We start from the raw sequence: 19,794 nt of genomic DNA on the forward strand, positions 1-19,794 counted from the left end.
GCCGCGTTCCACGGACTTCCGAGATGAACCCTTTTCAAAGGCCTTGACGACTTCGAGGACGCTGTAGCCGCGGCCGCAGCCGAGGTTGATGGCGATCCAACCCGTGTGGTTCATGATGTAGGGCACGGCCTTGGCGTGGCCGTCGGCGAGGTCCATCACGTGGATGAAGTCGCGCACGCCCGTGCCGTCGGGCGTCGGGTAGTCGTGTCCGAAGACGCGCAGGCGGGGCAGCGTGCCGTGAGCCACGCGGGCGACGTAGGGCAGCAGGTTGTTCGGAATGCCGTTGGGATCCTCGCCGATGAGGCCCGAGGGATGGGCGCCGATCGGGTTGAAGTAGCGCAGGCAGACGGCGCTGAATTCGGGATAGGCGCGGCAGACGTCCGCGAGAATCTGCTCGATGTGCAGCTTCGAGCGGCCGTACGGGTTCGTCGGTTCGCCGGTCGGGCAATCCTCGGTGAGGGGAAGCGTCTCGGGCGTGCCGTAGACCGTCGACGAGGAGCTGAAGATGATGCGGTTGACGCCCTTCCTGCGCATGGCCGCGAGCAGCACGAGCGTGCCGTTGACGTTGTTGTCGTAGTACTCGACGGGCTTGCTGACGGATTCGCCCACGGCCTTGAGGCCTGCGAAGTGAATGACGGCGTCGACGCCGTCGAGCGCCTTCTCCATGGCGGCGGCGTCGCGGATGTCGCCTTCGATGAAGACGGGGCGACGGCCCGTGATCGTCTCGATTCGGTCGAGAACGGAGCGGTCGGCGTTGGAGAGATTGTCGAAGAGCACGACGTCATGGCCGGCCTCGATGAGCACGACGGCCGTATGGGAGCCGATGAAGCCCATGCCGCCGGTGAGCAGAATGTTCATGTCTGGGTCCTGCGAGGTGAAGACGGGAGGCGCGGGAGCGCCGTCCCCTGGGATGGTGGCATTGTAATGCTGCGGCGTGATTGCAACAACAGTCTTCCCGAATCGGCGTGCGGCCCGGCCGTATAATCACAGTTTTTTTGCAGGATCGAGCATGCAGGAAGGAACCGTACTCTGCTTTGACTTCGGACTGGCCAGAACCGGCGTCGCCTCGGGCAATACGCTCACGCGTAGCGCGCAGCCCGTCACGATCATTCATGCCAGAACGAACGACGAGCGCTGGAAGGCCGTCGAGGCCCTCGTGAAGGAATGGGAGCCCGTGCTTCTGGTGGTCGGCGTACCCCGTCACGGGGACGGCACGGACTGCGACCTCACGCCCCGCTGCGAGCGCTTCGCCCGCCAGCTCGGCGGCCGCTTCCGCCTGCCCGTGCGCACCGTCGACGAGCGCTTCTCGTCCGTGATGGTCGAACACGGCGCGGACAAGATCGACGACGAGGCCGCCGCCGTCATCCTGCAACAGTACTTCGACGAGCAGGACGCCGTCGCCTGAGGAAGCCTTTCATGCGCTATGTCATCGGATGCGGCCGCATGGCCGCCGTGGGGATCATGATCCTTGTGATCCTCTTCATCCTTCTCGTGCTTTTCCCGCTGGTCGGCCGCAAGGGCCGCGGCCGCTGCGTCAGGCGCGTCTGCCGCGTGCTCATGCGCGTGCTCGGCGTGCGCATGACCGTCAGGGGCGCGGTGCCCGTCGCGCAGAGCGCCGAATGCGGCGTGAACGGAGAGGGACCGGGCTACATGGTCTGTGCAAACCACGTTTCCTTCATCGACATCTTCATCCTCGATGCGGTCCTTCCGTGCCGCTTCGTCGCCAAGAAGGAGATCGCCTCCTGGCCCGTCTTCGGCTTCATCGCCAGGGGAACAGGCACGCTCTTCATCGACCGCAGCCGCAAGCGCGCCGTGCTTGAGATCGCCGACGCCATGGCGGGCGCCATCAACGAGGGCACCAACGTGCTCTTCTTTCCCGAGGGCACGACGGGCAACGGCCTTGAGCTTCTGCCTTTTCATCCGAATCTCTTCGAGGCCGCCGTCCGCTCGGGCGCGCAGATTCTGCCCGTGACGCTCCGATACACGCTCGACGGCAAGCCGAGCGGGCTCGTTTCCTATGCGGGGGACGTCGCGCTCTTCACGGTCCTCAAGCGAATCCTCTTCACGCCGGGACTCGGCGTCGAGGTGACGGTGCTCGATTCCGTCTCCGTCGACGGAAAGACCCGCCAGGCGCTCTGCCTTGAGGCATCCGCGCTCATGTCGGGGGCGCTCGGCGTCTCCGACGTCACCGCTGAACGCGAAGAGGCCCGCAGGCGCCGCCTGCAGGCCATGTCCGAAACGAAGGCCGAAGCCGAAAAGACCGTCTGAGACGGACTTATTTGTATTTGAAGGGGTCTGCCCAGCAGGGGCAGTCCTCCTGATAGATCCGCCTGTCGGGGAAGCGCACGGCGGTGAGCTTCCCGCCCCACAGGCATCCCGTGTCGATGGCCACGATGTCGTCGCGGCGGATGAGGCCCAGCATGGACCAGTGGCCGAAGCAGATGGGCGTGCCCGCCATGGGGCGCTTCGAGTATTCGAACCACGGGATCAGGTGCTTGGGTGCGGAGCCGATGTCCTCCTTCTGCTTGAAGTCGAGCTCGGCCGTCTTTTTGTCCACGAAACGCATGCGCGTGAAGCAGTTGAGAATGGCCTGCATGCGCTCGCCGCCCTTGAGCCCGTCGTCCCAGTCGCTGTTGCCGTACATCTGCTGGAGCATGGCCTTCCAGTCGGGCCCCGACAGCACGGCCTCGGCCTCGCGTGCGAGTCCCCTGGCCTTTTCCAGCGTCCAGAGCGGATGAACGCCCGCATGCACGAAGACGGCGTCCTCGGTTTCGATCATGATGGACTGGTGCCTGAGCCACTCGATGAGTTCGTCCGCGTCGGGCGCCTCGAAGATTTCTCCGATCGTGTCCTTCTTGTGCACCTTGCTCGCACCCGCCGCCACGGCCAGAAGGTGCAGGTCGTGGTTGCCGAGCAGGCATCGCGCCCTGCTGCCGAGGCCAGCGACGCGCCGAAGGGTCGCTAGCGATTCGGGCCCCCTGTTGACGAGATCGCCGAGGAAGATGAGCGGGGCGTCCTCCGGGAGCTGTTCGAGCAGACCGTCCAGGCTTTCCAGACAGCCCTGCAGGTCGCCGATGGCGAAGTACGGGTTCGTGACCATAAGAATCTCTAATTCGTGCTAGTCTTTACGACAATTACAGCGTTGATTGCCCCGACTGAGGGACAACCCTGATTTTCTCAATTGTACTTTTTATTGGTCACAAGACAATGAAGCCTGTTCGCAAAGTCGTGTTCCCCGTCAACGGTCTCGGCACCCGCTTTCTTCCCGCCACGAAGGCGATGCCCAAGGAAATGCTCCCCGTGGTCGACATGCCCCTGATCCAGTACGCAGTGGCGGAAGCCGCTGCGGCGGGCATCACCGAAATGATCTTCGTGACCGGCCGCAACAAGCGCGCCATCGAGGACCACTTCGACTCCTATCCCGAACTCGAGCGCGAGCTTGAGGAAAAGGGCAAGGACGAGCTTCTCGAGCTCGTGCGCGGCATCGTTCCCGCCGGCGTCAAGTGCATCTACATCCGCCAGCCCAAAGCCCTCGGCCTCGGCCACGCCGTGCTGTGCGCCAAGCCCGTCGTGGGTGACGAGCCCTTCGGCGTCATGCTCGCCGACGACCTCGTCGACGCTCCGAGCTCCTGCATCGGCCAGCTGACGGCCGTGCGCGAAGCCCGCGGCGGCGGTTCCGTGATCGCCGTCCAGGACGTTGCTCCCGAAGCCACGAACAAGTACGGCATCGTGAGCGTGGATGACACGAGCCTGCAGACCTCCCAGATGCGCGGCATCGTCGAGAAGCCCGACCCTAAGGTCGCGCCGTCCCGCATGGCCGTGATCGGCCGCTACGTCTTCGAACCCGAAGTCTTCGACTACCTCGAGAAGGTCACGGTCGGCGTCGGCGGTGAAATCCAGCTCACCGACGGCATCGCCTCGTCGCTCGACACGGTGCCGACCTACGCCCACCGCTTCGAGGGCACGCGCTTTGACTGCGGCAGCAAGCAGGGCTTCCTTGACGCGACCATTCACTTCGCACGCAAGCGCGGCTTCAAGATCAACTGATCCCGCCTTCCGCAAGAATGACAAAACCCGCACAGGCCGACAGCCGTGCGGGTTTTGTTGTTTCAGAGGGCTTCGGGAGGCCGTCAGGCGCCGCGGACCTTCTTCAGAAGGGCCGTGGTGGAGCGTTCGTGCTCGAACTGAACCGTGACGGTCCTGGCGCCCCAGGTGGAGACGAGCTTCGCCTCGGGGAGGTCCTCGATGCGGTAGTCGCCGCCCTTGACGTAGATGTCGGGGTGGGCAAGCTCGACGGCCTTGAGCGGCACCTTGTCCTGGAAGACGACCACGAGGGAGACGGACTCGAGCGAGGCGAGTACGGCGGCGCGGTCGGCCTCGGTGTTGATCGGACGGTCGTCGCCCTTGCCGAGCATCTTGACGGAGGCGTCGCTGTTGATGGCCACGACGAGACTGCCGCCGAGGCTGCGGGCCTGGGCGAGGTAGGTGACGTGGCCGCGGTGCAGGATGTCGAAGACGCCGTTGGTCATGACGACCGGATGCGCAAGCGCGGCGGCGCGCTCGGCGAGCTCGTCCATCGTGCAGATCTTGCCTTCAAAGGCAGGGGCGGGTAGACGGGTGCTCACGGGAGACTCCTTTGCTTGAGTTGTGCGAACCAGGGGGAGGCGACGGCGTCGGCCAGACTCCTGAAGGCCCCGGTGGCGTCCGCGGAGGGAACGGGGGCCTCAAGGCCGTCGGTGCCGAGCTGAATGCGCTCAACGCAGCCTGCGGCGCGGCCTGCCGTCATGTCGCCCGGCTTGTCGCCGAACATGATCGAGGTCGAAAGGTCGATGCCGAGGTCCTCGGCAGCCTTGAGAAGCATGCCGGGACGGGGTTTCCTGCAGTCGCAGTCCATGCGGTAGGGCGGATTCGCCTTTTCGGGATGGTGTGGACAGAAGTAGACGCCTGCGACGGGGGCGCCCGCCTCGGCGAAGCGGGCCTTCATCCAGTCGGTGAGGCGGGTGAAAGCGGCTTCGTCGTAGTATCCGCGTCCGATGCCCGACTGGTTGGTGACCACGACGAGCAGGTAGCCTGCTTCCGAGAGGGCGCGGGCGGCCTCAAGGACGCCCGGAACCCAGTCGAACTCCTCGATCTTGTGGACGTAGGCGTGATCGATGTTGATCACGCCGTCACGGTCGAGAAATGCGGCCTTTCTCATCATTCTTCCACGTTCGGGAAGGCGGCGAGGAGGTTCTGCATGTACTCGCGGGTGCCCTCCTGAACCGTGCGGAACTCGACGTCGCAGCCGGCCTTGCGCAGGTTCTCGAGGTTGGCCTGCGTGAAGGCCTGGTACTTGCCCTTGAGGGCTTCGGGGAACGCGATGTACTCGAGCTCGCCCGTCGCGACGGCCTCTTCGAGCGTGAGCTGCTGCCTGCCGTCGTGTTCGCGCAGGGCGTTGATCACGGACAGGGCGACGTCGTTGAACGGCTGGGCTCGGCCCGTGCCGCAGTTGTAGACGCCGGAGACGGGCTTGTCGAGGAAGTGCATAAGCACCTTGCAGACGTCGCCGACATAGACGAAGTCGCGGGACTGCTCGCCGTTGCCGTAGCCGAGGCAGCCTTCAAAGAGCTTGACCTTGCCCGTGCGGCGGTACTGGAAGTACTGGTGGAAGGCGACGGAGGCCATGCGGCCCTTGTGCTGCTCGTTCGGGCCGTAGACGTTGAAGTAGCGCAGGCCGATCACGGGAGCGCGAAGGCTCTTGAGTTCGCGGCGAAGCACCTGGTCAAAGAGGTACTTGGAGTAGCCGTAGACGTTGAGCGGGCCTTCATAGCGGACGTCCTCGATGAACTCCTGGTGCGCGCCGTACGTGGCGGCGGAGGAGGCGTAGATGAAGGGAATGCCGAGTTCCTGGGCCCAACGGTAGAGCTCAAGCGTGTAGCGGTAGTTGTTCTCCATCATGTACTTGCCGTCGTGCTCCATCGTGTCGGAGCAGGCACCCTGATGGAAGATCGCCTCGGGCTTCGGAGCGGAGCCGTCACGCACGCGGGCGATGAAGTCGCGCTTGTCGAAGTAGTCGGAGATGCTGCACTTGGCAAGGTTCTGGTACTTTTCGCCGCGTTCGAGATTGTCGACGGCGATGATGTCGGTGATGCCGCGCTCGTTGAGGGCGAGAACGTTGTTGCAGCCGATGAAGCCGGCGGCGCCGGTGACGAGAATGCTCATGGCAGTCAATCCTTAAAAGAGTTCTTCATAAGAAACGGTGGCGGTGCCGAGCTTGCCGACGACCACGCCGGCGGCACGGTTGGCCGTGCGGACGGCCTCCTCGACGGTCATGCCCGTGGCGAGCATGGTGGCGAGGATGGCGATGACGGTGTCGCCCGCGCCCGAGACGTCGTAGACCTCGCGCGCCTGAGTGGGCACGGTGATCTGGCCGCCTTCAAAGTAAAGGGTCATGCCTTCCTCGCTGCGGGTGAGGAGGAGGTACTTGAGACCGAGCTCGGCGCGCAGGCCCTGGGCCTTGGCGGTGAGCTCCTCCTCGGTCCTCCAGGAGCCGACGACCTGGCGGAGTTCGGAGCGGTTGGGCGTGAGCATCGTGGCGCCGCGGTAGCGCGAGTAGTCGTCGCCCTTGGGATCGATGAGGACGGGGATGCCCGCATCGCGCGCCATGGCGATCATGGAGACGATGTGGGAGAGGCCGCCCTTGCCGTAATCGGAGAGAATCAGGGCGTCGTGTTCGGCGAGCAGGGCGCGGAACTTGTCGAGGTGCTTGTTGAGGACCTCCTCGGCGGGATGCGACTCGAAGTCGCAGCGAAGCATCTGCTGTTGGCGGGCCACGACGCGCAACTTGACGGTCGTGTCGAGCGATTCGTCGAACTGGAAGTGCGGCGTGATGCCCTGTTCGCGCGCAAAGCGTTCGAGCGTGCGGCCGGGTTCGTCGTTGCCGACGACGCAGAGCAGGGAGGAGCGGCCGCCGACGCTGGCGATGTTGACCGCGACGTTGGCCGCGCCGCCGAGGCGCTCTTCGGTGCGGCTGATGCGCACAACGGGAACCGGCGCTTCGGGGGAGATGCGTTCGGCGTCGCCAAACCAGTAGCGGTCCAGCATGGCATCGCCCGTCACGAGAACGCGGGCTTTGGAAAGAGTCTGTTTGTCCATAAAACTTGCGGGCGGCGCAACGGCCGCCATGGTGGTAGACGTGCCCTGATTGTAATGGTTGGCGGGCCCTCGCGTCGGCGCGGCCGTGCGTTTGCCAACGGTTGCAATCGGGTTTTGGGCGGAAGTCACCGATTGGCTACAATTATCTAATTACCTGAAGCAGGCGCAGGCCCCGTTCCAGCGCCTGCGGACTAATACGAGGAAAGAAATTATGGCGCCCGACGTCTCTATTTTTAAGGCTTATGACATTCGCGGCATTGTTGACAAGACTTTGACGGAGGATGCCGTCCGCCAGATCGGCCGGGTGCTCGGCACGATGGCGCACGAGGCCGGCAGGACCTCGTTCTGCGTCGGCCGCGACGGCCGCCTGTCGGGCGAGAGGCTCGCGGGCGCCCTGATGGAGGGCATCACTTCCGCAGGCGTGGACGTCATCGACATCGGTATGGTGCCGACGCCTGTTCTCTACTTCGCCACCGTCCACTTCGGCAACGGCACGGGCGTCGCCGTGACCGGCTCGCACAATCCGCCCGAATACAACGGCCTCAAGATGATGATCGGCGGCATCACGCTCTTCGCCGACCAGATTCAGGACATTCTCGCCCGCATCCGGAACGAGGACTGGTGCACGGCCGAGGTGCCGGGCACGATCCGCCGTGAGGACGTGGTGCCCGCCTATCTCGAGCGCGTCCTTTCCGACGTGCGCCTCGAGCGCCCAATGCGCATTGCGATCGATGCGGGCAACGGCGTCGCCGGCCCCGTCGCCGCCAGGCTCTTCAAGTCCCTCGGCTGCGAGGTGACCGAACTCTTCACGGACGTTGACGGCACCTTCCCGAACCATCATCCCGATCCCTCCAAGCCCGCCAATCTCGAGGACCTCAAGAAGGCGGTTCTTGAGGACGGCATCGAGCTCGGCCTCGCCTTCGACGGCGACGGCGACCGCCTCGGCGTCGTGACGAAGTCGGGCGAGATCATTTATCCCGACCGTCAGATGATGCTCTTTGCGAAGGACATCCTTGCGCATCATCCCGGCGCCCAGATCGTCTACGACGTCAAGTGCACGCGCCGTCTGGTGCCCTGGATCGAAGCCTGCGGCGGCGTCCCGACGATCAGCTGCACGGGCCACTCTCTCGTCAAGGCCAAGCTGCGCGAGACGGGCGCTCCGTTCGCGGGCGAGATGTCGGGCCATCTCTTCTTCAACGACGGCCGCTGGCCCGGCTTTGACGACGGCGTTTATGCCGGCGCCCGCATCCTTGAAATCCTTTCCCGCGAGGCGGATCCGTCCGCCGCGCTTGAAGCGCTCCCGAGCGCCGTCAACACGCCCGAACTGCAGATCCGCATGGCCGAAGGCGAGAACAAGGCCTTCATCGCCCGCCTGCAGAAGGAGGCCCGCTTTGACGACGCGCTTGACGTGATCACGATCGACGGCGTGCGCGTCGAGTGGAACGACGGTTTCGCGCTCGCCCGCTCCTCCAACACGACGCCGGTCGTCGTGCTTCGTCTCGAAGGCGACACGCCCGAGGCGCTCGAGCGCATCAAGAAGACCTTTGCGGAGGTGCTGCTCAAGGTCGAGCCGTCGCTTGAGCTTCCCTTCTGATAGACCGCGTTAGGAATTTTCCTCATGACTGATTCGAACAACTGGACCCTGCTTCCCTTCCTGCGCGACAGCGCAGGCGTGGACACCATGGTGACCGCCTGCGGGATCCGCCTTGACATCTCCCGCCAGCGCCTGACGGGCGAGGACCTCAAGCGCCTTGTCGACCACTGCCGCACGCGCGGCGTCGAGGAGGCGCACCGCCGCATGATGGCGGGCGAGATCGTCAATCCGAGCGAAGGGCGCGCAGCGCTTCACACTTCGCTGCGATCCTTTTCGGCCGGTGCGCCGAAGTTCGCCGAGGTCGACCGCGAGCGTCGCCGCATGCTCGACTTCGCGCGCCAGGTGCGCGAGGGCATCCGCCTCGGCTGCAGGGGTGACCGCATCACCGACGTGATCAACGTCGGCATCGGCGGCTCCGACATGGGGCCGCACGCGGTCTACCATGCGCTTCGTCCCTCCAATCCGAAGATCCGCGTCCATTTTCTCTCCACCGTCGACGGCGTGCTCCTTGAGCGCATTCTCGACGTCTGCAATCCGCTGACGACCCTCGTCGTCGTCTCCTCGAAGAGCTTCGGTACCCGCGAGACGCTCGTCAACGCCGCAGCCGTCGACCAGTGGCTGCTCAACCACGGCATCGTGGGCACGGACCGTGCGCACCACATGGTGGTCGTCTCGGCCAACCCCGACGCGGCCGCCCAGATGTGCCTGCCCGAGGAGAACTTCTTCCGCATGTGGGACTGGGTCGGCGGCCGATTCTCCGTCTGGGGCGCAGTGGGCCTGCCGCTCGCACTCTCTCTCGGGCCCGAGGTTTTCCTCGAGTTCCTGCAGGGCGCGGCCGAAATGGACCGCCACTCGCTGACGGCGCCGCTTGAGAAGAACCTTCCCGCGACGCTGGCCATGATTGCGTTCTGGAACGCCAACCGCCTCGAGATCAGCACGCACTGCGTGCTGCCCTACGACGAGCGCCTGCGCGTGATCGTGCCCTGGCTGCAGCAGCTCGAGATGGAGTCGCTCGGCAAGCACCACACGCCTGATGGCCGCCGCATCCCCGGCAGGACCGGCCAGGCCGTCTGGGGCGCAAACGGCAACGAGGCCCAGCACAGCTTCTACCAGTGGCTTCGCGAAGGCACGGGCCGCGCCAGCATCGATCTCCTCTGGAGCGAGATGCCCGGCCACCGCTATGCGGAGCACTACCGCGTGCTGCTCGCCAACGCCCGAGCTCAGGCCGAGGCGCTCATCATGCGCGATCCCGACAATCCCTGCTTCAACGCCGTCTCAGCCATCGTGATGGACGCCGTGACGCCGCGCCGCCTCGGCGCGCTCATGGCCATGTACGAGCACAAGACGACGATGCTCGGCACGCTCTTCGGCATCAACCCCTTCGACCAGCCCGGCGTCGAGCTTGGCAAGCGCCTGAGCAAGCGCGCCGAACGTGGCGAGGATCCGATGGCTGCAGTTGCGGAAGAGGTGAGGTTTTAATTGAAGATCCTCGTCATCAAGTCCTCCTCCATGGGCGACATCATTCATGCGCTGCCCGTGGCTCATGACATCAGGCAGGCTCTGCCCGAGGCCGAGCTTCACTGGGTTGCGGAAGAGAGCTTCCGCGACATTCCGACGCTCGCCCCCGCAGTCTCCAAGGTTCACGTGACGGCCTTCCGCCGCTGGCGCAAGGCCATTCTCTCGGGTCCCGTCCGAGCCGAAATGGCGGACGTGAAGAATGCGCTTCGCGCCGAACACTACGACGTCGTGCTCGACATCCAGGGGCTGATGCGCTCGGCGATGGTCGCCCGCTGGGCGGGCGTTCCCGCCACGGGCTACAGCTGGGGCACGGCCCGCGAGCCGATCGCCTCGCTCGCCTATGCCCGCAAGCTTGATCTGCCCGCATCGCTCGGCGCCGTGCGCCGCTACCGCATGGCCGCAGCCGAAGCTCTCGGCTACGAGATCGATCCCGAAAGGCCCGTCTTCGGCCTGCAGGCGAATGCGGAGCCGTCCGTGAAGCCCGCCGGTCCCTATGCGGCGCTGGCCGTCAATACGAGCCGTGACGAAAAGCTCTGGCCCGAGGAGTACTGGACGCATCTGGGCCGCAAGTTCGCCGGCGCAGGCCTCAGAAGCGTTCTCTTCTGGGGCAGCGACGTCGAGCGCGAGCGCGTGGAGCGTCTGGTCAGGACCATTCCCGGCGCCGAAGTGGCTCCGAGGACCACTCTGGCGACGACGGCCGCCACGCTGGCCCGTGCCGAGTGCGTCGTGGGCGTCGACACGGGGCTTGCCCATCTCGGGGCGGCGCTCGGTCGTCCGAGCGTCGGCATCTTCGTCTCCACGCCGACCGAGACCCTGAAGCTTGTCGGGGACGGTCCCGTGCGCAGCCTCGGCGGCATCGGACAGTGTCCGGACGTCGACGAGGTTTGGAAGGCGCTCGTCGCCGTTCAGGGAGAACGCTTGTGAGAATCACTCCGTCCATGTACAGGGCGGTGAGCGTCGTTGCGCTCCCGCTCGCCAGTCTTTATCTGATGTGGCGCTCCCGCCGCCAGCCCGCTTACCGCCAGTTCTGGGACGAGCGCTTCGCCTGGTCGAGCTTTCCGCTCAAGACGGGGCGTCCGCGCGTCTGGATCCACGCCGTGAGCGTGGGCGAGACGAATGCCGCTAAGCCGCTGCTCGAGGCGGTTCTCGAGCGCTGGCCCGAGTGCGACGTGCTGCTCACGCACATGACGCCGACGGGTCGCGAGGCCGGCGCCAAGCTTGTGGCGCTTGCGCCCGACCGCATCCATCAGTGCTATCTGCCCTACGACGCGCCGTATGCCGTCGAGAAGTTCTTCCGCCAGACCCAGCCCACGATCGGCATCATCATGGAGACCGAGGTGTGGCCGAACCTCATGAGCGAGGCCAAGCGGTGCGGCGTGCCGATGGTGCTTGCCAATGCGCGCGAAAGCGAGAAGTCCCGCGCTCAGGCCGAGAAGTTCCTCGACGTGATGGGCCCCGCCTTCGGCAGCTTCACGGCCATCCTCGCGCAGAGCGAGGAGGACAAGGAGCGTCTTGAGAGCCTTGGCGGACGCAACGTCACCGTCTGCGGCAGCGTCAAGTTCGATATCCGTCCGAACGCCTCCCAGGAGGCCGCCGCGCGTGCCTGGAAGGCGTCGCTCAGCCGCCCCGTCGCGCTCATCGCCTCGACCCGTCAGGGCGAGGAGGTGCTGTTTGCGAAGGCCATGGCCACCCGTCCCGAACTTCTCAGGCGTGCGCAGTTCTGGCTGGTGCCGCGTCATCCGCAGCGCTTCGACGAGGTCTTCCGCACGCTCACCGGCGCAGGCCTCAAGGTCTGCCGCCGCTCGCAGATTGCGGAGCCCGCCGACGTGCCCGCCGACACCGACGTCGTGCTCGGCGACAGCATGGGCGAAATGAGCTTCTACTGCGCTCTGGCCGACATGACGGCCATGGGCGGATCCTTTCAGAACCACGGCTCCCAGAACGTGATCGAGCCCGCGCTTGCAGGCTCGCCCATCGTCGTGGGACCGTCCATCTTCAACTTTCAGAAGGTCATCCGCGACGGCCTGTCCGCTGGCGCCATGGTGCAGGTCGAGACTCCCGAGGAGGCACTCGACCGGTTCGAGCACTGGCTTGACGTTCCCGAAACCCGCGTGAGCGCGAGCGAGGCTGCCCTCGGCTTTTCGAGGCAGTATGCGGGCGCGACTCAGCGAATGATGACGATATTGGAGGTCTTGTGGCAGAAGGCACAGAAAACAGCATCCCTAACGTCGTAAGCATCGCGGGGGTGGACCCCTCGGGCGGTGCGGGCGTTCTCGCCGACGTCAAGGCCATGAGCGCCTGCGGCGCCTATGCCTGCGGCGTCATCGCGGCCCTGACCGCTCAGAACACGCAGACCGTCACGGGCGTCATGCCCGTGCCCGCGACCTTCCTCAAGGAGCAGATCGACACGCTCTTTGACGACGTTCGCATCGACGCGGTCAAGATCGGCATGCTCGGCACGGTCGAGCAGATCGAGACGGTGGCCGACGCGCTCGTGCGCCGCAAGCCCCGCTTCGTGGTGCTCGACCCCGTCATGGTCGCCAAGGGCGGCAGCCGGCTGCTTGCGGCTGACGCCGTCGACGCCTTGAAGGAGAGGCTCCTGCCGCTCGCCACCATCATCACGCCCAACCTGCCCGAAGCCATGTGCCTTCTCGGACGAGAAGAGGACGTGACGGAGGAGGAGTTCCCCAAAGTCGCCCGCGAGCTCTGGAAGCTCCTCGGGCGTCGAAACGCCTGGGTCTATCTCAAGGGCGGCCATCTTGAGGGCGAGTCCGCCTACGACCTGCTCTTCAACAACGTCGTCTCGGTTCCCTTCACGGCTCCCCGCGTACCGACGAAGAACACGCACGGCACGGGCTGCACGCTTTCGTCCGCCATCGCGGCCTTCCTGCCGCAGTCGGTCGACGTGCCCGAGGCCTGCCGCCGCGCCAAGGAGTACCTGACGGGCGCCGTCCGACACGCAGGCGAGCTCGACGTCGGCCACGGCCACGGTCCCACGAACCACTTCTGGCGCCTCTGGAAGGAGAGGGTGTAAAAATTTGTAACGTCTCCTTGACGGGGGGTTGGGAAGGCTGCATAATCTCAATCCTCAACGGCGCATTAGCTCAGTCGGTTAGAGCAGAGGAATCATAATCCTTGTGTCCGCGGTTCGAGTCCGTGATGCGCCACCAGATTTCAAAAGCCCCGCCTTCTCCACTGAAGCGCGGGGCTTTTTTCTTTCCCGGCCGCAGGCCATGGTCCTGCGGCTCTAAACATCGTCCCCGGATCTAAACCGTGCAAGCGAAGAAACTCTATCTGCGCAGCTTCGGCTGCCAAATGAACGACTACGACAGCGGTCGCATCGCCGACCTTCTCAACGCCGAAATTGGCTATGAACGCACCGACGTGCTTGAGGAGGCCGACCTGGTCGTCGTCAACACCTGCTCCATTCGTGAAAAGGCCCAGGAGAAGACTTTCTCCGACCTCGGCCGCATCCGCGAAGTCAAGAAGACGCGTCCCGGCATGCTGATCGCCGTGGGCGGCTGCGTCGCGAGCCAGGAGGGCGAAAACGTCATCCGCCGCGCGCCCTGCGTTGACGTGGTCTTCGGACCGCAGACCCTGCATCGTCTGCCCGACATGCTTCGCGCCCGCGTTGAGACGGGCCGTCCCCAGGTCGACGTGAGCTTCCCCGAAATCGAGAAGTTCGATCATCTGCCCGCCCCGAAGGCGCATGGCGCCGCCGCCTTCGTCTCGATCATGGAAGGCTGCTCGAAGTACTGCTCCTACTGCGTGGTGCCCTACACCCGCGGCGAGGAGATCTCGCGCCCGATGGTGGACGTCCTCATGGAGGTCGCCCAGCTTGCCGATCAGGGCGTCAGGGAAGTGACGCTTCTCGGCCAGAACGTGAACGCCTATCGCGGCAAGATGCCCGACGGCTCGATTGCGGACTTCGCCCTGCTGCTTGACTACGTCTCCGAAATCGACGGCATCGAGCGCATCCGCTACACGACGAGCCATCCGCGTGAATTCTCCCAGCGCATCATCGACGCCTACGGCCGCCTGCCCAAGCTCGTCAACCACGTGCACCTGCCCGTGCAGGCGGGCTCCGACCGCGTGCTCGCCGCCATGAAGCGCGGCTACACCGCCGCCGAGTACGTCGAGATCACGAGGAAGCTCCGAGAGCTTCGTCCCGACATCTCGATCGCGACCGACTTCATCGTGGGCTTCCCCGGTGAAACCGCCGAGGACTTCGAGGACACGATGAAGCTCGTCGAGAAAGTGGGCTTCGACGCCAGCTTCTCCTTCATCTACAGCCCGCGTCCCGGCACGCCCGCCGCCCGTCTTCCCGACGACACGCCCTATGACGTGAAGCTTGCGCGCCTGCAGCGCCTGCAGGCGACGATCGACGCGAACGCGACCCGCATCAGCGAGAGCATGCTCGGCACCGAGCAGCGCGTGCTCGTGCTCGGCCCCGCGCGCAAGGGCGAGGGCTTCCTCATGGCCCGCACGGACAACAACCGCATCGTGAACTTCGAGGGACCGCTCTCGCTTGTGGACACGATGGTGCGTGTTAAAGTGACGAATGTGTATCCGCATTCGCTTGGCGGACAACTTCTGGACTGACTACCGACCTATGGCTAGTGAAAAGACCGTGCAGCCCGAAACGCTGCGCTACTCCGCAGATGCGGGAAACGCCGAGCTTTCCGCGCTCTGCGGCCCGCTTGACGAAAACCTGAGGCAGATCGAGACGATCCTCAACGTGCGCGTCAGCCGCCGCGGAGACGTCTTCCGCGTGACGGGCGAGCTTGAGGCCGCCCGCCGCGCCGTGACGGCGCTCGCAGTCCTGATGACCCGCGTCAAGAGCACGGGCGAGGAGCTGAGCGTCGACGACATCCAGTGGCACTTCGTCGGACATGACGACGAGTACCGCAGCGGCGCCGCGTCCGATCCCGAGGGCGCCGTCGACGACGTCGACCTCAAGGTCCGCCGCCGCGACCTCCAGGGCCGCACGCCCAACCAGCGCCTTTACCTCAAGGCCATCATGGGGCACGACATCAGCTTCGGCGTCGGTCCCGCCGGCACGGGCAAGACCTTCCTCGCCGTCGCCGCGGCCGTCGACGCCTTCGAGCGCGGCACCGTCGAGCGCATCGTGCTCACGCGCCCCGCCGTCGAGGCGGGCGAGCGTCTCGGCTTCCTGCCCGGCGACCTGACGCAGAAGGTCGATCCGTACCTGCGTCCGCTCTACGACGCGCTCTTCGATCTGATGGGCTTCGAGAAGTCACAGCGCCTCATGGAGCGCCAGTCGATCGAGGTGGCGCCGCTTGCCTACATGCGAGGCCGCACACTCAACAATGCGTTCGTCATCCTTGACGAGGCCCAGAACACGACGCCCGAGCAGATGAAGATGTTTCTCACTCGCATCGGCTTTGGTTCCAAGGCTGTGATCACGGGCGACGTGACGCAGATCGACCTTCCGAAGGGCGTTCCGAGCGGCCTGAAGCATGCGATCCGCATTCTTGACGGCGTGCGCGGCATCGAGATCACGCGTTTCACGTCCAAGGACGTGGTGCGCCATCCGCTCGTCGCGCGAATCGTCGACGCTTATGAAGAGGCCGCCAAGCAGGATGAGCTTGCGGCCAAGGCCAGAAAAGAGGTGAAAGAATGAGCGAACCTGCAGTGAAGTTTTCGTTCCAGAACGCGGCCGCTTTCCCGCAGCTGCCTTCGCGCTCCGTGATGATTCGCTGGATGACGCGCGCCTGCGAGCTTCCGACGATGATGACGGTCCGCTTCGTCGACCAGGAGGAAGGCTACGAGCTCAACCACTCGTACCGCCACCGTGACTACGCGACGAACGTTCTGACGTTCAACTACACGACCGAGCCCGAGGTGACCGCCGACGTGGCGATCTGCGTGCCCGTCGTCGAGCGTGAGGCAGCGGAGCAGAACAAGGAGTTCCGCGCGCATCTCGCACACCTGCTCATCCATGCGGTTCTGCATGCCCACGGGTATGATCATGTTACGCAGGAAGAGGCTGAGGTCATGGAGGCTCGCGAAACCGAGCTCATGCTCTCCCTCAAGTTCCCCAATCCCTACAGCGACCGCATCGGCATGGTGCACGACTGACTCTGACCAAGTTGAAAACAAGCTGTTCCGGCAAATATGTCCAGTTCCTCTGAACCTCCCAGTCCGACCTTGGGCCGTACTTTTCTTGACCGTCTTACCTCCGTCTTCCACGAAGAAGAGCTCAACGACCGGGCCGACGTGCTCGAAGTGCTCGGCGAGGCCCGCCGCCGCAATGTGATCGACGACGAAGTGTTCTCCATGATGGAGGGCGCGATGGCCGTTTCCGAAATCAGGGCGGGCGACCTGATGGTGCCCCGCTCCCAGGTGCAGGCCGTCGACTTCTCGGAGCCGCGCGAAGTCTGGCTTCCCGCCCTCATTGCCTCGGGGCACTCCCGTCTGCCCGCCGTCGAGGACGATCTGGACAACGTGCTCGGCATCCTGCACGCCAAGGACCTGCTGCAGGTGCTTATGAATCCCGCGGTTGATCCGAAGACGCTTCTGCGTCCCGCCCGCTTCATTCCGGAAACGCAGCCGATCAACGTGCTGTTGCGAGACTTCAAGGAGACCCGAAGCCATCTGGCCCTCGTCATTGACGAGTTCGGCAGCATCTCCGGCCTCATCACCATCGAGGACGTGCTCGAGCAGATCGTGGGCGAGATTTCCGACGAGTTCGACCATGACGAAGAGGGTAGCAACATCGTCGCCGACGGCGAGGGCCGCTGGCGCGTCAAGGCCATCACGCCAATCGAGCAGTTCAACGACTACTTCAAGTCGAACCTCGAGGACCAGTACTGCGAAACGATCGGCGGTCTCGTGACCGACCGCTTCGAGCATGTGCCGCACACGGGCGAGACCATCGAGGAGAACGGCTTCCGCTTCCGCATCCTCGGCGGCGACGACCGTCAGGCTCGTCTGCTGAGCGTCGAGAGGATCAAGTAGCGTGAGCGAGGCGTCGCACTGGTGGGAGCGCCGGCCCGAAGCGGCGGGCGCGCTCGGCGCCTTGGGCATGGGGCTTCTCTTTGGCACGGGGTTTGATCCGCTTGGCTGGCAGTGGATGTCGCTCATCGCGCTCGTCGGCTTCTTCCTCGTCTTCGCGGCGCGTCCGACGCCCGCCCGAGCCGCGCTCGTGGGTTTTCTCTTCGGACTCGGCTGGTTCGTGCCGGGACTCTCCTGGACGATGAACTCCATTGCGGTCTACGGGCGCCTGCCCTGGGCCGTTGCGGCGCTTGCGCTTCTTGTACTGGGCGCCGTCCTTTCTCTCTTTCCCGCCTTCGCCTGCTGGATTGCGAAGAAAATCGGCGGCGGAAGGCTCGCCACCGAGCTGCCCGCGCTCGCAGGCGTCTGGACCCTTGCGGAATGGCTCAGGGGCGACGTGCTCGCCAATTTCGGCTGGCTCATGCCGGGGTACGCCGTCATCGACACGCCGCTTGCGGGCTGGGCCCCGCTGGGCGGCATCTACGCGGTCACGCTCGCACAGCTTCTCTTCGCGGCGCTCGTCGCCGTCGCGCTCAGCTGTCGCCTTGCCTGGCTTGCGGTGCCCGTCATCGGTGCAGCGCTCATTGCTGGCACGGGGCAGGTCTCCCGGCAGCACGCCTGGTCGGAGCCGTCCTCCACGGTGGACGTGCGCATCATTCAGCCCGCGCTGCCCGTGGTCGACGCCTATACGCGCGCCAATCCCGCACAGCGCATCGAGGCGCTCTTTCCCGCCGCCTTCAAGCCGTGGCCCGCATCCGACAGGCCCCGACTGCTGCTGACGCCCGAGGGCATCGTGAACGTGCCCGTGAGCCGTCTCGGCAGGGAGGCGGCAGGCAGGCTCGTGCTCCTTCAGGAGAAGACCGAGGCAAGGGTGCTCTTCAACGGCTTCCGCAAGGACGGTCCGCGCTTCTTCAACACCTCCTTCGTTCTGGACGAGGGGCAGATCGCCTACAGGCTCGACAAGCGTGAGCTCGTGCCCTTCGGCGAATACGTGCCTGCAGGCTTCCACTGGTTCGTCGAGATGATCGGCATTCCGATGTCGGACCTGATGCGGGGCGACGCCGTGCAGCCGCTCCTGTCGCTCGAAGGGGCCGATGCGGGCATTCTCATCTGCTACGAAAACCTCTACGGCAGCGTGGTCCGCACCTTCTGGCAGTCCCGCTCGCCCGACTTCCTCATCGTGACGTCCAACCTCGGCTGGTTCGGACGCTCCGTGCTCGGACAGCACCTCACGATGAGCCGCATGCGCGCGATAGAAAGCGCAAGGCCGCTGGTGAGCGTGAGCAACACGGGCATGAGCGCCCTCGTCAATTCGAGGGGCGAGATCGCGGCCATGCTCAGGACCGATGGTCCCGATGCCGCGACCATGCCGCTTCTGGGCGCCACGGGCTCGCCCACGCCCTATGTGAGGCTCGGCAGCTGGCCCGCGCTGCTCGCATCGCTCGTTCTGGCGCTCTGCGCCGTGCTCGTCCGCTTAGGGACAGCCAGAATCCGAGCGGGCAAGGTAAAGGGCTTATAATTAAATCTTTGAGCTCCCGTTTCCGTCAGGAAAGGGAGGGCTCCCTCATTTTTTGAATCAACAGGCGCCGACAAGAATCGGCGGCATAGAGAATGATTACCTTTCAGGAAGTAATCCTGCGCCTGCAGGAATATTGGAACCGCCAGGGCTGTGCTTTGCTGCAACCGATCGACTTGGAAGTCGGTGCCGGCACGTCCCATACTGCGACCTTTCTGCGGGCTCTGGGGCCGGAACCCTGGCGTGCCGCCTACGTTCAGCCCTCGCGTCGTCCGAAGGACGCCCGCTATGGTGAAAATCCGAACCGCCTCCACCAGCACCACCAGTTCCAGGTCGTGCTGAAGCCGGCTCCGACGAACATCGTCGACCTCTATCTGGGCAGCCTTCGCGCGCTCGGCATCGACACGGAAGTCAACGACATCCGCTTCGTCGAGGACAACTGGGAAAACCCGACGCTCGGCGCTTGGGGTCTCGGCTGGGAAATCTGGATGAACGGCATGGAAGTGACGCAGTTCACGTACTTCCAGCAGGTGGGCGGCCTTGAATGCAAGCCGATCACCGGCGAAATCACGTACGGTCTCGAGCGCCTGACGATGTATCTGCAGAACTGCGACAACGTCTTCGACCTCGTCTTCACGACGTGGACCGATCCGGACGGCACGGAACGCAAGCTCACCTACGGCGACGTCTTCCATCAGAACGAAGTCGAACAGTCCGTCTACAACTTCGAGGCCAGCGACTGCGAGAAGCTTCTCAAGCAGTTCGACTACTTCGAAAGCGAAGCCAAGCGCCTGATGGACCTGAACCTGGCCCTGCCCGCCTACGAAATGGTGCTCAAGGCCGGCCACACCTTCAATCTGCTTGACGCCCACGGCGCCATCTCCGTGACCGAACGCGCCGCCTACATCGCCCGCATTCGCAACATCTCCCGCTCTGTGGCCCAGAGCTACTACGATTCCCGTGAACGTCTGGGCTTCCCGATGCTCGCCAAGTCCGCGGAATAATGCGAGTGGAG

20 protein-coding genes and 1 tRNA gene are annotated in these 19,794 nt (G+C 64.8%); 15 read left to right on the forward strand and 6 right to left on the reverse strand.

Going from position 1 to position 19,794, the window contains the following annotated elements:
* Nucleotides 1–858 (reverse strand): UDP-glucose 4-epimerase GalE (gene galE, locus HMPREF3036_RS02805; protein WP_062331388.1); only part of this gene is annotated, 858 nt, incomplete at its 3' end.
* A 151-nt stretch (nucleotides 859–1,009) separates the two neighbouring features.
* Between galE and ruvX the strand changes: the two genes are divergently transcribed.
* Nucleotides 1,010–1,405 carry a Holliday junction resolvase RuvX gene (ruvX, locus tag HMPREF3036_RS02810; RefSeq protein ID WP_005433870.1) on the forward strand — a complete coding sequence of 132 codons (396 nt, stop codon included), beginning with the start codon at nucleotides 1,010–1,012 and terminating at the stop codon, nucleotides 1,403–1,405.
* A gap of 11 nt (nucleotides 1,406–1,416) precedes the next feature.
* Complete coding sequence (locus HMPREF3036_RS02815) at nucleotides 1,417–2,268, forward strand: lysophospholipid acyltransferase family protein (RefSeq protein ID WP_062331393.1); 852 nt, start codon at nucleotides 1,417–1,419, stop codon at nucleotides 2,266–2,268.
* Nucleotides 2,269–2,275: 7 nt separating this feature from the next.
* On the opposite strand, the gene HMPREF3036_RS02820 is transcribed toward HMPREF3036_RS02815, so the two are convergent.
* On the reverse strand, nucleotides 2,276–3,100 hold the full coding sequence (locus tag HMPREF3036_RS02820) for a symmetrical bis(5'-nucleosyl)-tetraphosphatase (protein ID WP_005433866.1): 825 nt from the start codon (nucleotides 3,098–3,100) through the stop codon (nucleotides 2,276–2,278).
* Between the two features lie 107 nt (nucleotides 3,101–3,207).
* On the opposite strand from HMPREF3036_RS02820, the gene galU reads away from it, so the two are divergent.
* Complete coding sequence (galU, locus tag HMPREF3036_RS02825; protein WP_005433865.1) at nucleotides 3,208–4,047, forward strand: UTP--glucose-1-phosphate uridylyltransferase GalU; 840 nt, start codon at nucleotides 3,208–3,210, stop codon at nucleotides 4,045–4,047.
* 83 nt (nucleotides 4,048–4,130) lie between these two features.
* On the opposite strand, the gene rfaE2 is transcribed toward galU, so the two are convergent.
* From rfaE2 to rfaE1, 4 genes are read right to left on the reverse strand one after another with little or no spacing between them, the layout of a single operon-like run.
* Nucleotides 4,131–4,625 (reverse strand): D-glycero-beta-D-manno-heptose 1-phosphate adenylyltransferase, encoded by a 495-nt coding sequence (rfaE2, locus tag HMPREF3036_RS02830; protein WP_062331396.1) that lies wholly within the window; start codon nucleotides 4,623–4,625, stop codon nucleotides 4,131–4,133.
* Nucleotides 4,622–5,200, reverse strand: coding sequence for a D-glycero-beta-D-manno-heptose 1,7-bisphosphate 7-phosphatase (gmhB, locus tag HMPREF3036_RS02835; protein ID WP_231853556.1), 579 nt, complete (start codon nucleotides 5,198–5,200; stop codon nucleotides 4,622–4,624). Before gmhB ends, rfaE2 begins: the two co-directional genes overlap by 4 nt.
* Nucleotides 5,197–6,201 carry an ADP-glyceromanno-heptose 6-epimerase gene (gene rfaD, locus HMPREF3036_RS02840; RefSeq protein ID WP_005433860.1) on the reverse strand — a complete coding sequence of 335 codons (1,005 nt, stop codon included), beginning with the start codon at nucleotides 6,199–6,201 and terminating at the stop codon, nucleotides 5,197–5,199. Before rfaD ends, gmhB begins: the two co-directional genes overlap by 4 nt.
* Nucleotides 6,202–6,213: 12 nt before the next feature.
* Nucleotides 6,214–7,134 (reverse strand): D-glycero-beta-D-manno-heptose-7-phosphate kinase, encoded by a 921-nt coding sequence (gene rfaE1, locus HMPREF3036_RS02845; RefSeq protein ID WP_051008970.1) that lies wholly within the window; start codon nucleotides 7,132–7,134, stop codon nucleotides 6,214–6,216.
* A 211-nt stretch (nucleotides 7,135–7,345) separates the two neighbouring features.
* On the opposite strand from rfaE1, the gene HMPREF3036_RS02850 reads away from it, so the two are divergent.
* The 12 genes from HMPREF3036_RS02850 (at nucleotide 7,346) to glyQ (ending at nucleotide 19,783) form a co-directional block, all read left to right on the forward strand.
* Nucleotides 7,346–8,728 (forward strand): phosphomannomutase/phosphoglucomutase, encoded by a 1,383-nt coding sequence (locus HMPREF3036_RS02850; protein WP_062331399.1) that lies wholly within the window; start codon nucleotides 7,346–7,348, stop codon nucleotides 8,726–8,728.
* Nucleotides 8,729–8,752: 24 nt separating this feature from the next.
* Nucleotides 8,753–10,207 (forward strand): glucose-6-phosphate isomerase, encoded by a 1,455-nt coding sequence (locus tag HMPREF3036_RS02855; RefSeq protein WP_062331402.1) that lies wholly within the window; start codon nucleotides 8,753–8,755, stop codon nucleotides 10,205–10,207.
* The gene (gene waaC, locus HMPREF3036_RS02860; RefSeq protein ID WP_005433853.1) at nucleotides 10,208–11,170 is read left to right on the forward strand and encodes a lipopolysaccharide heptosyltransferase I; all 963 of its coding nucleotides are present in this window, start codon (nucleotides 10,208–10,210) and stop codon (nucleotides 11,168–11,170) included.
* Nucleotides 11,167–12,480 carry a 3-deoxy-D-manno-octulosonic acid transferase gene (locus HMPREF3036_RS02865; protein ID WP_005433852.1) on the forward strand — a complete coding sequence of 438 codons (1,314 nt, stop codon included), beginning with the start codon at nucleotides 11,167–11,169 and terminating at the stop codon, nucleotides 12,478–12,480. Before waaC ends, HMPREF3036_RS02865 begins: the two co-directional genes overlap by 4 nt.
* Complete coding sequence (gene thiD, locus HMPREF3036_RS02870) at nucleotides 12,441–13,280, forward strand: bifunctional hydroxymethylpyrimidine kinase/phosphomethylpyrimidine kinase (RefSeq protein ID WP_062331405.1); 840 nt, start codon at nucleotides 12,441–12,443, stop codon at nucleotides 13,278–13,280. Before HMPREF3036_RS02865 ends, thiD begins: the two co-directional genes overlap by 40 nt.
* Nucleotides 13,281–13,339: 59 nt before the next feature.
* Nucleotides 13,340–13,416 (forward strand) — tRNA-Met (locus HMPREF3036_RS02875).
* A 103-nt stretch (nucleotides 13,417–13,519) separates the two neighbouring features.
* Nucleotides 13,520–14,848, forward strand: coding sequence for a tRNA (N6-isopentenyl adenosine(37)-C2)-methylthiotransferase MiaB (gene miaB, locus HMPREF3036_RS02880; RefSeq protein WP_082897327.1), 1,329 nt, complete (start codon nucleotides 13,520–13,522; stop codon nucleotides 14,846–14,848).
* Between the two features lie 10 nt (nucleotides 14,849–14,858).
* Nucleotides 14,859–15,890, forward strand: coding sequence for a PhoH family protein (locus tag HMPREF3036_RS02885; RefSeq protein ID WP_062331413.1), 1,032 nt, complete (start codon nucleotides 14,859–14,861; stop codon nucleotides 15,888–15,890).
* Entirely contained in the window at nucleotides 15,887–16,348 is a 462-nt protein-coding gene (ybeY, locus tag HMPREF3036_RS02890; RefSeq protein ID WP_005433848.1) for an rRNA maturation RNase YbeY, read from the forward strand. The genes HMPREF3036_RS02885 and ybeY overlap by 4 nt, the downstream gene beginning before the upstream one ends.
* Nucleotides 16,349–16,417: 69 nt before the next feature.
* The gene (locus HMPREF3036_RS02895; RefSeq protein ID WP_231289329.1) at nucleotides 16,418–17,227 is read left to right on the forward strand and encodes an HlyC/CorC family transporter; all 810 of its coding nucleotides are present in this window, start codon (nucleotides 16,418–16,420) and stop codon (nucleotides 17,225–17,227) included.
* A 1-nt stretch (nucleotide 17,228) separates the two neighbouring features.
* Nucleotides 17,229–18,782, forward strand: coding sequence for an apolipoprotein N-acyltransferase (lnt, locus tag HMPREF3036_RS02900; RefSeq protein ID WP_062331415.1), 1,554 nt, complete (start codon nucleotides 17,229–17,231; stop codon nucleotides 18,780–18,782).
* Nucleotides 18,783–18,874: 92 nt separating this feature from the next.
* Nucleotides 18,875–19,783 (forward strand): glycine--tRNA ligase subunit alpha, encoded by a 909-nt coding sequence (gene glyQ, locus HMPREF3036_RS02905; protein ID WP_062331418.1) that lies wholly within the window; start codon nucleotides 18,875–18,877, stop codon nucleotides 19,781–19,783.
* Nucleotides 19,784–19,794 lie beyond the last annotated feature (11 nt).

This window comes from Sutterella sp. KLE1602, from assembly GCF_001578585.1.
In the GTDB taxonomy this organism is placed as follows: Bacteria; Pseudomonadota; Gammaproteobacteria; order Burkholderiales; family Burkholderiaceae_F; genus Sutterella; species Sutterella wadsworthensis_A.

What these genes read in the sequence shown, in the direction of transcription:
- gmhB (WP_231853556.1), bottom strand. Translation starts at nt 5,200, where the DNA reads ATGATGAGAAAGGCCGCATTTCTCGACCGTGACGGCGTGATCAACATC.
- HMPREF3036_RS02855 (WP_062331402.1), top strand. Translation starts at nt 8,753, where the DNA reads ATGACTGATTCGAACAACTGGACCCTGCTTCCCTTCCTGCGCGACAGC.
- HMPREF3036_RS02885 (WP_062331413.1), top strand. Translation starts at nt 14,859, where the DNA reads ATGGCTAGTGAAAAGACCGTGCAGCCCGAAACGCTGCGCTACTCCGCA.
- ruvX (WP_005433870.1), top strand. Translation starts at nt 1,010, where the DNA reads ATGCAGGAAGGAACCGTACTCTGCTTTGACTTCGGACTGGCCAGAACC.
- rfaD (WP_005433860.1), bottom strand. Translation starts at nt 6,201, where the DNA reads ATGAGCATTCTCGTCACCGGCGCCGCCGGCTTCATCGGCTGCAACAAC.
- glyQ (WP_062331418.1), top strand. Translation starts at nt 18,875, where the DNA reads ATGATTACCTTTCAGGAAGTAATCCTGCGCCTGCAGGAATATTGGAAC.
- HMPREF3036_RS02820 (WP_005433866.1), bottom strand. Translation starts at nt 3,100, where the DNA reads ATGGTCACGAACCCGTACTTCGCCATCGGCGACCTGCAGGGCTGTCTG.
- HMPREF3036_RS02815 (WP_062331393.1), top strand. Translation starts at nt 1,417, where the DNA reads ATGCGCTATGTCATCGGATGCGGCCGCATGGCCGCCGTGGGGATCATG.
- galU (WP_005433865.1), top strand. Translation starts at nt 3,208, where the DNA reads ATGAAGCCTGTTCGCAAAGTCGTGTTCCCCGTCAACGGTCTCGGCACC.
- rfaE1 (WP_051008970.1), bottom strand. Translation starts at nt 7,134, where the DNA reads ATGGACAAACAGACTCTTTCCAAAGCCCGCGTTCTCGTGACGGGCGAT.
- ybeY (WP_005433848.1), top strand. Translation starts at nt 15,887, where the DNA reads ATGAGCGAACCTGCAGTGAAGTTTTCGTTCCAGAACGCGGCCGCTTTC.
- HMPREF3036_RS02850 (WP_062331399.1), top strand. Translation starts at nt 7,346, where the DNA reads ATGGCGCCCGACGTCTCTATTTTTAAGGCTTATGACATTCGCGGCATT.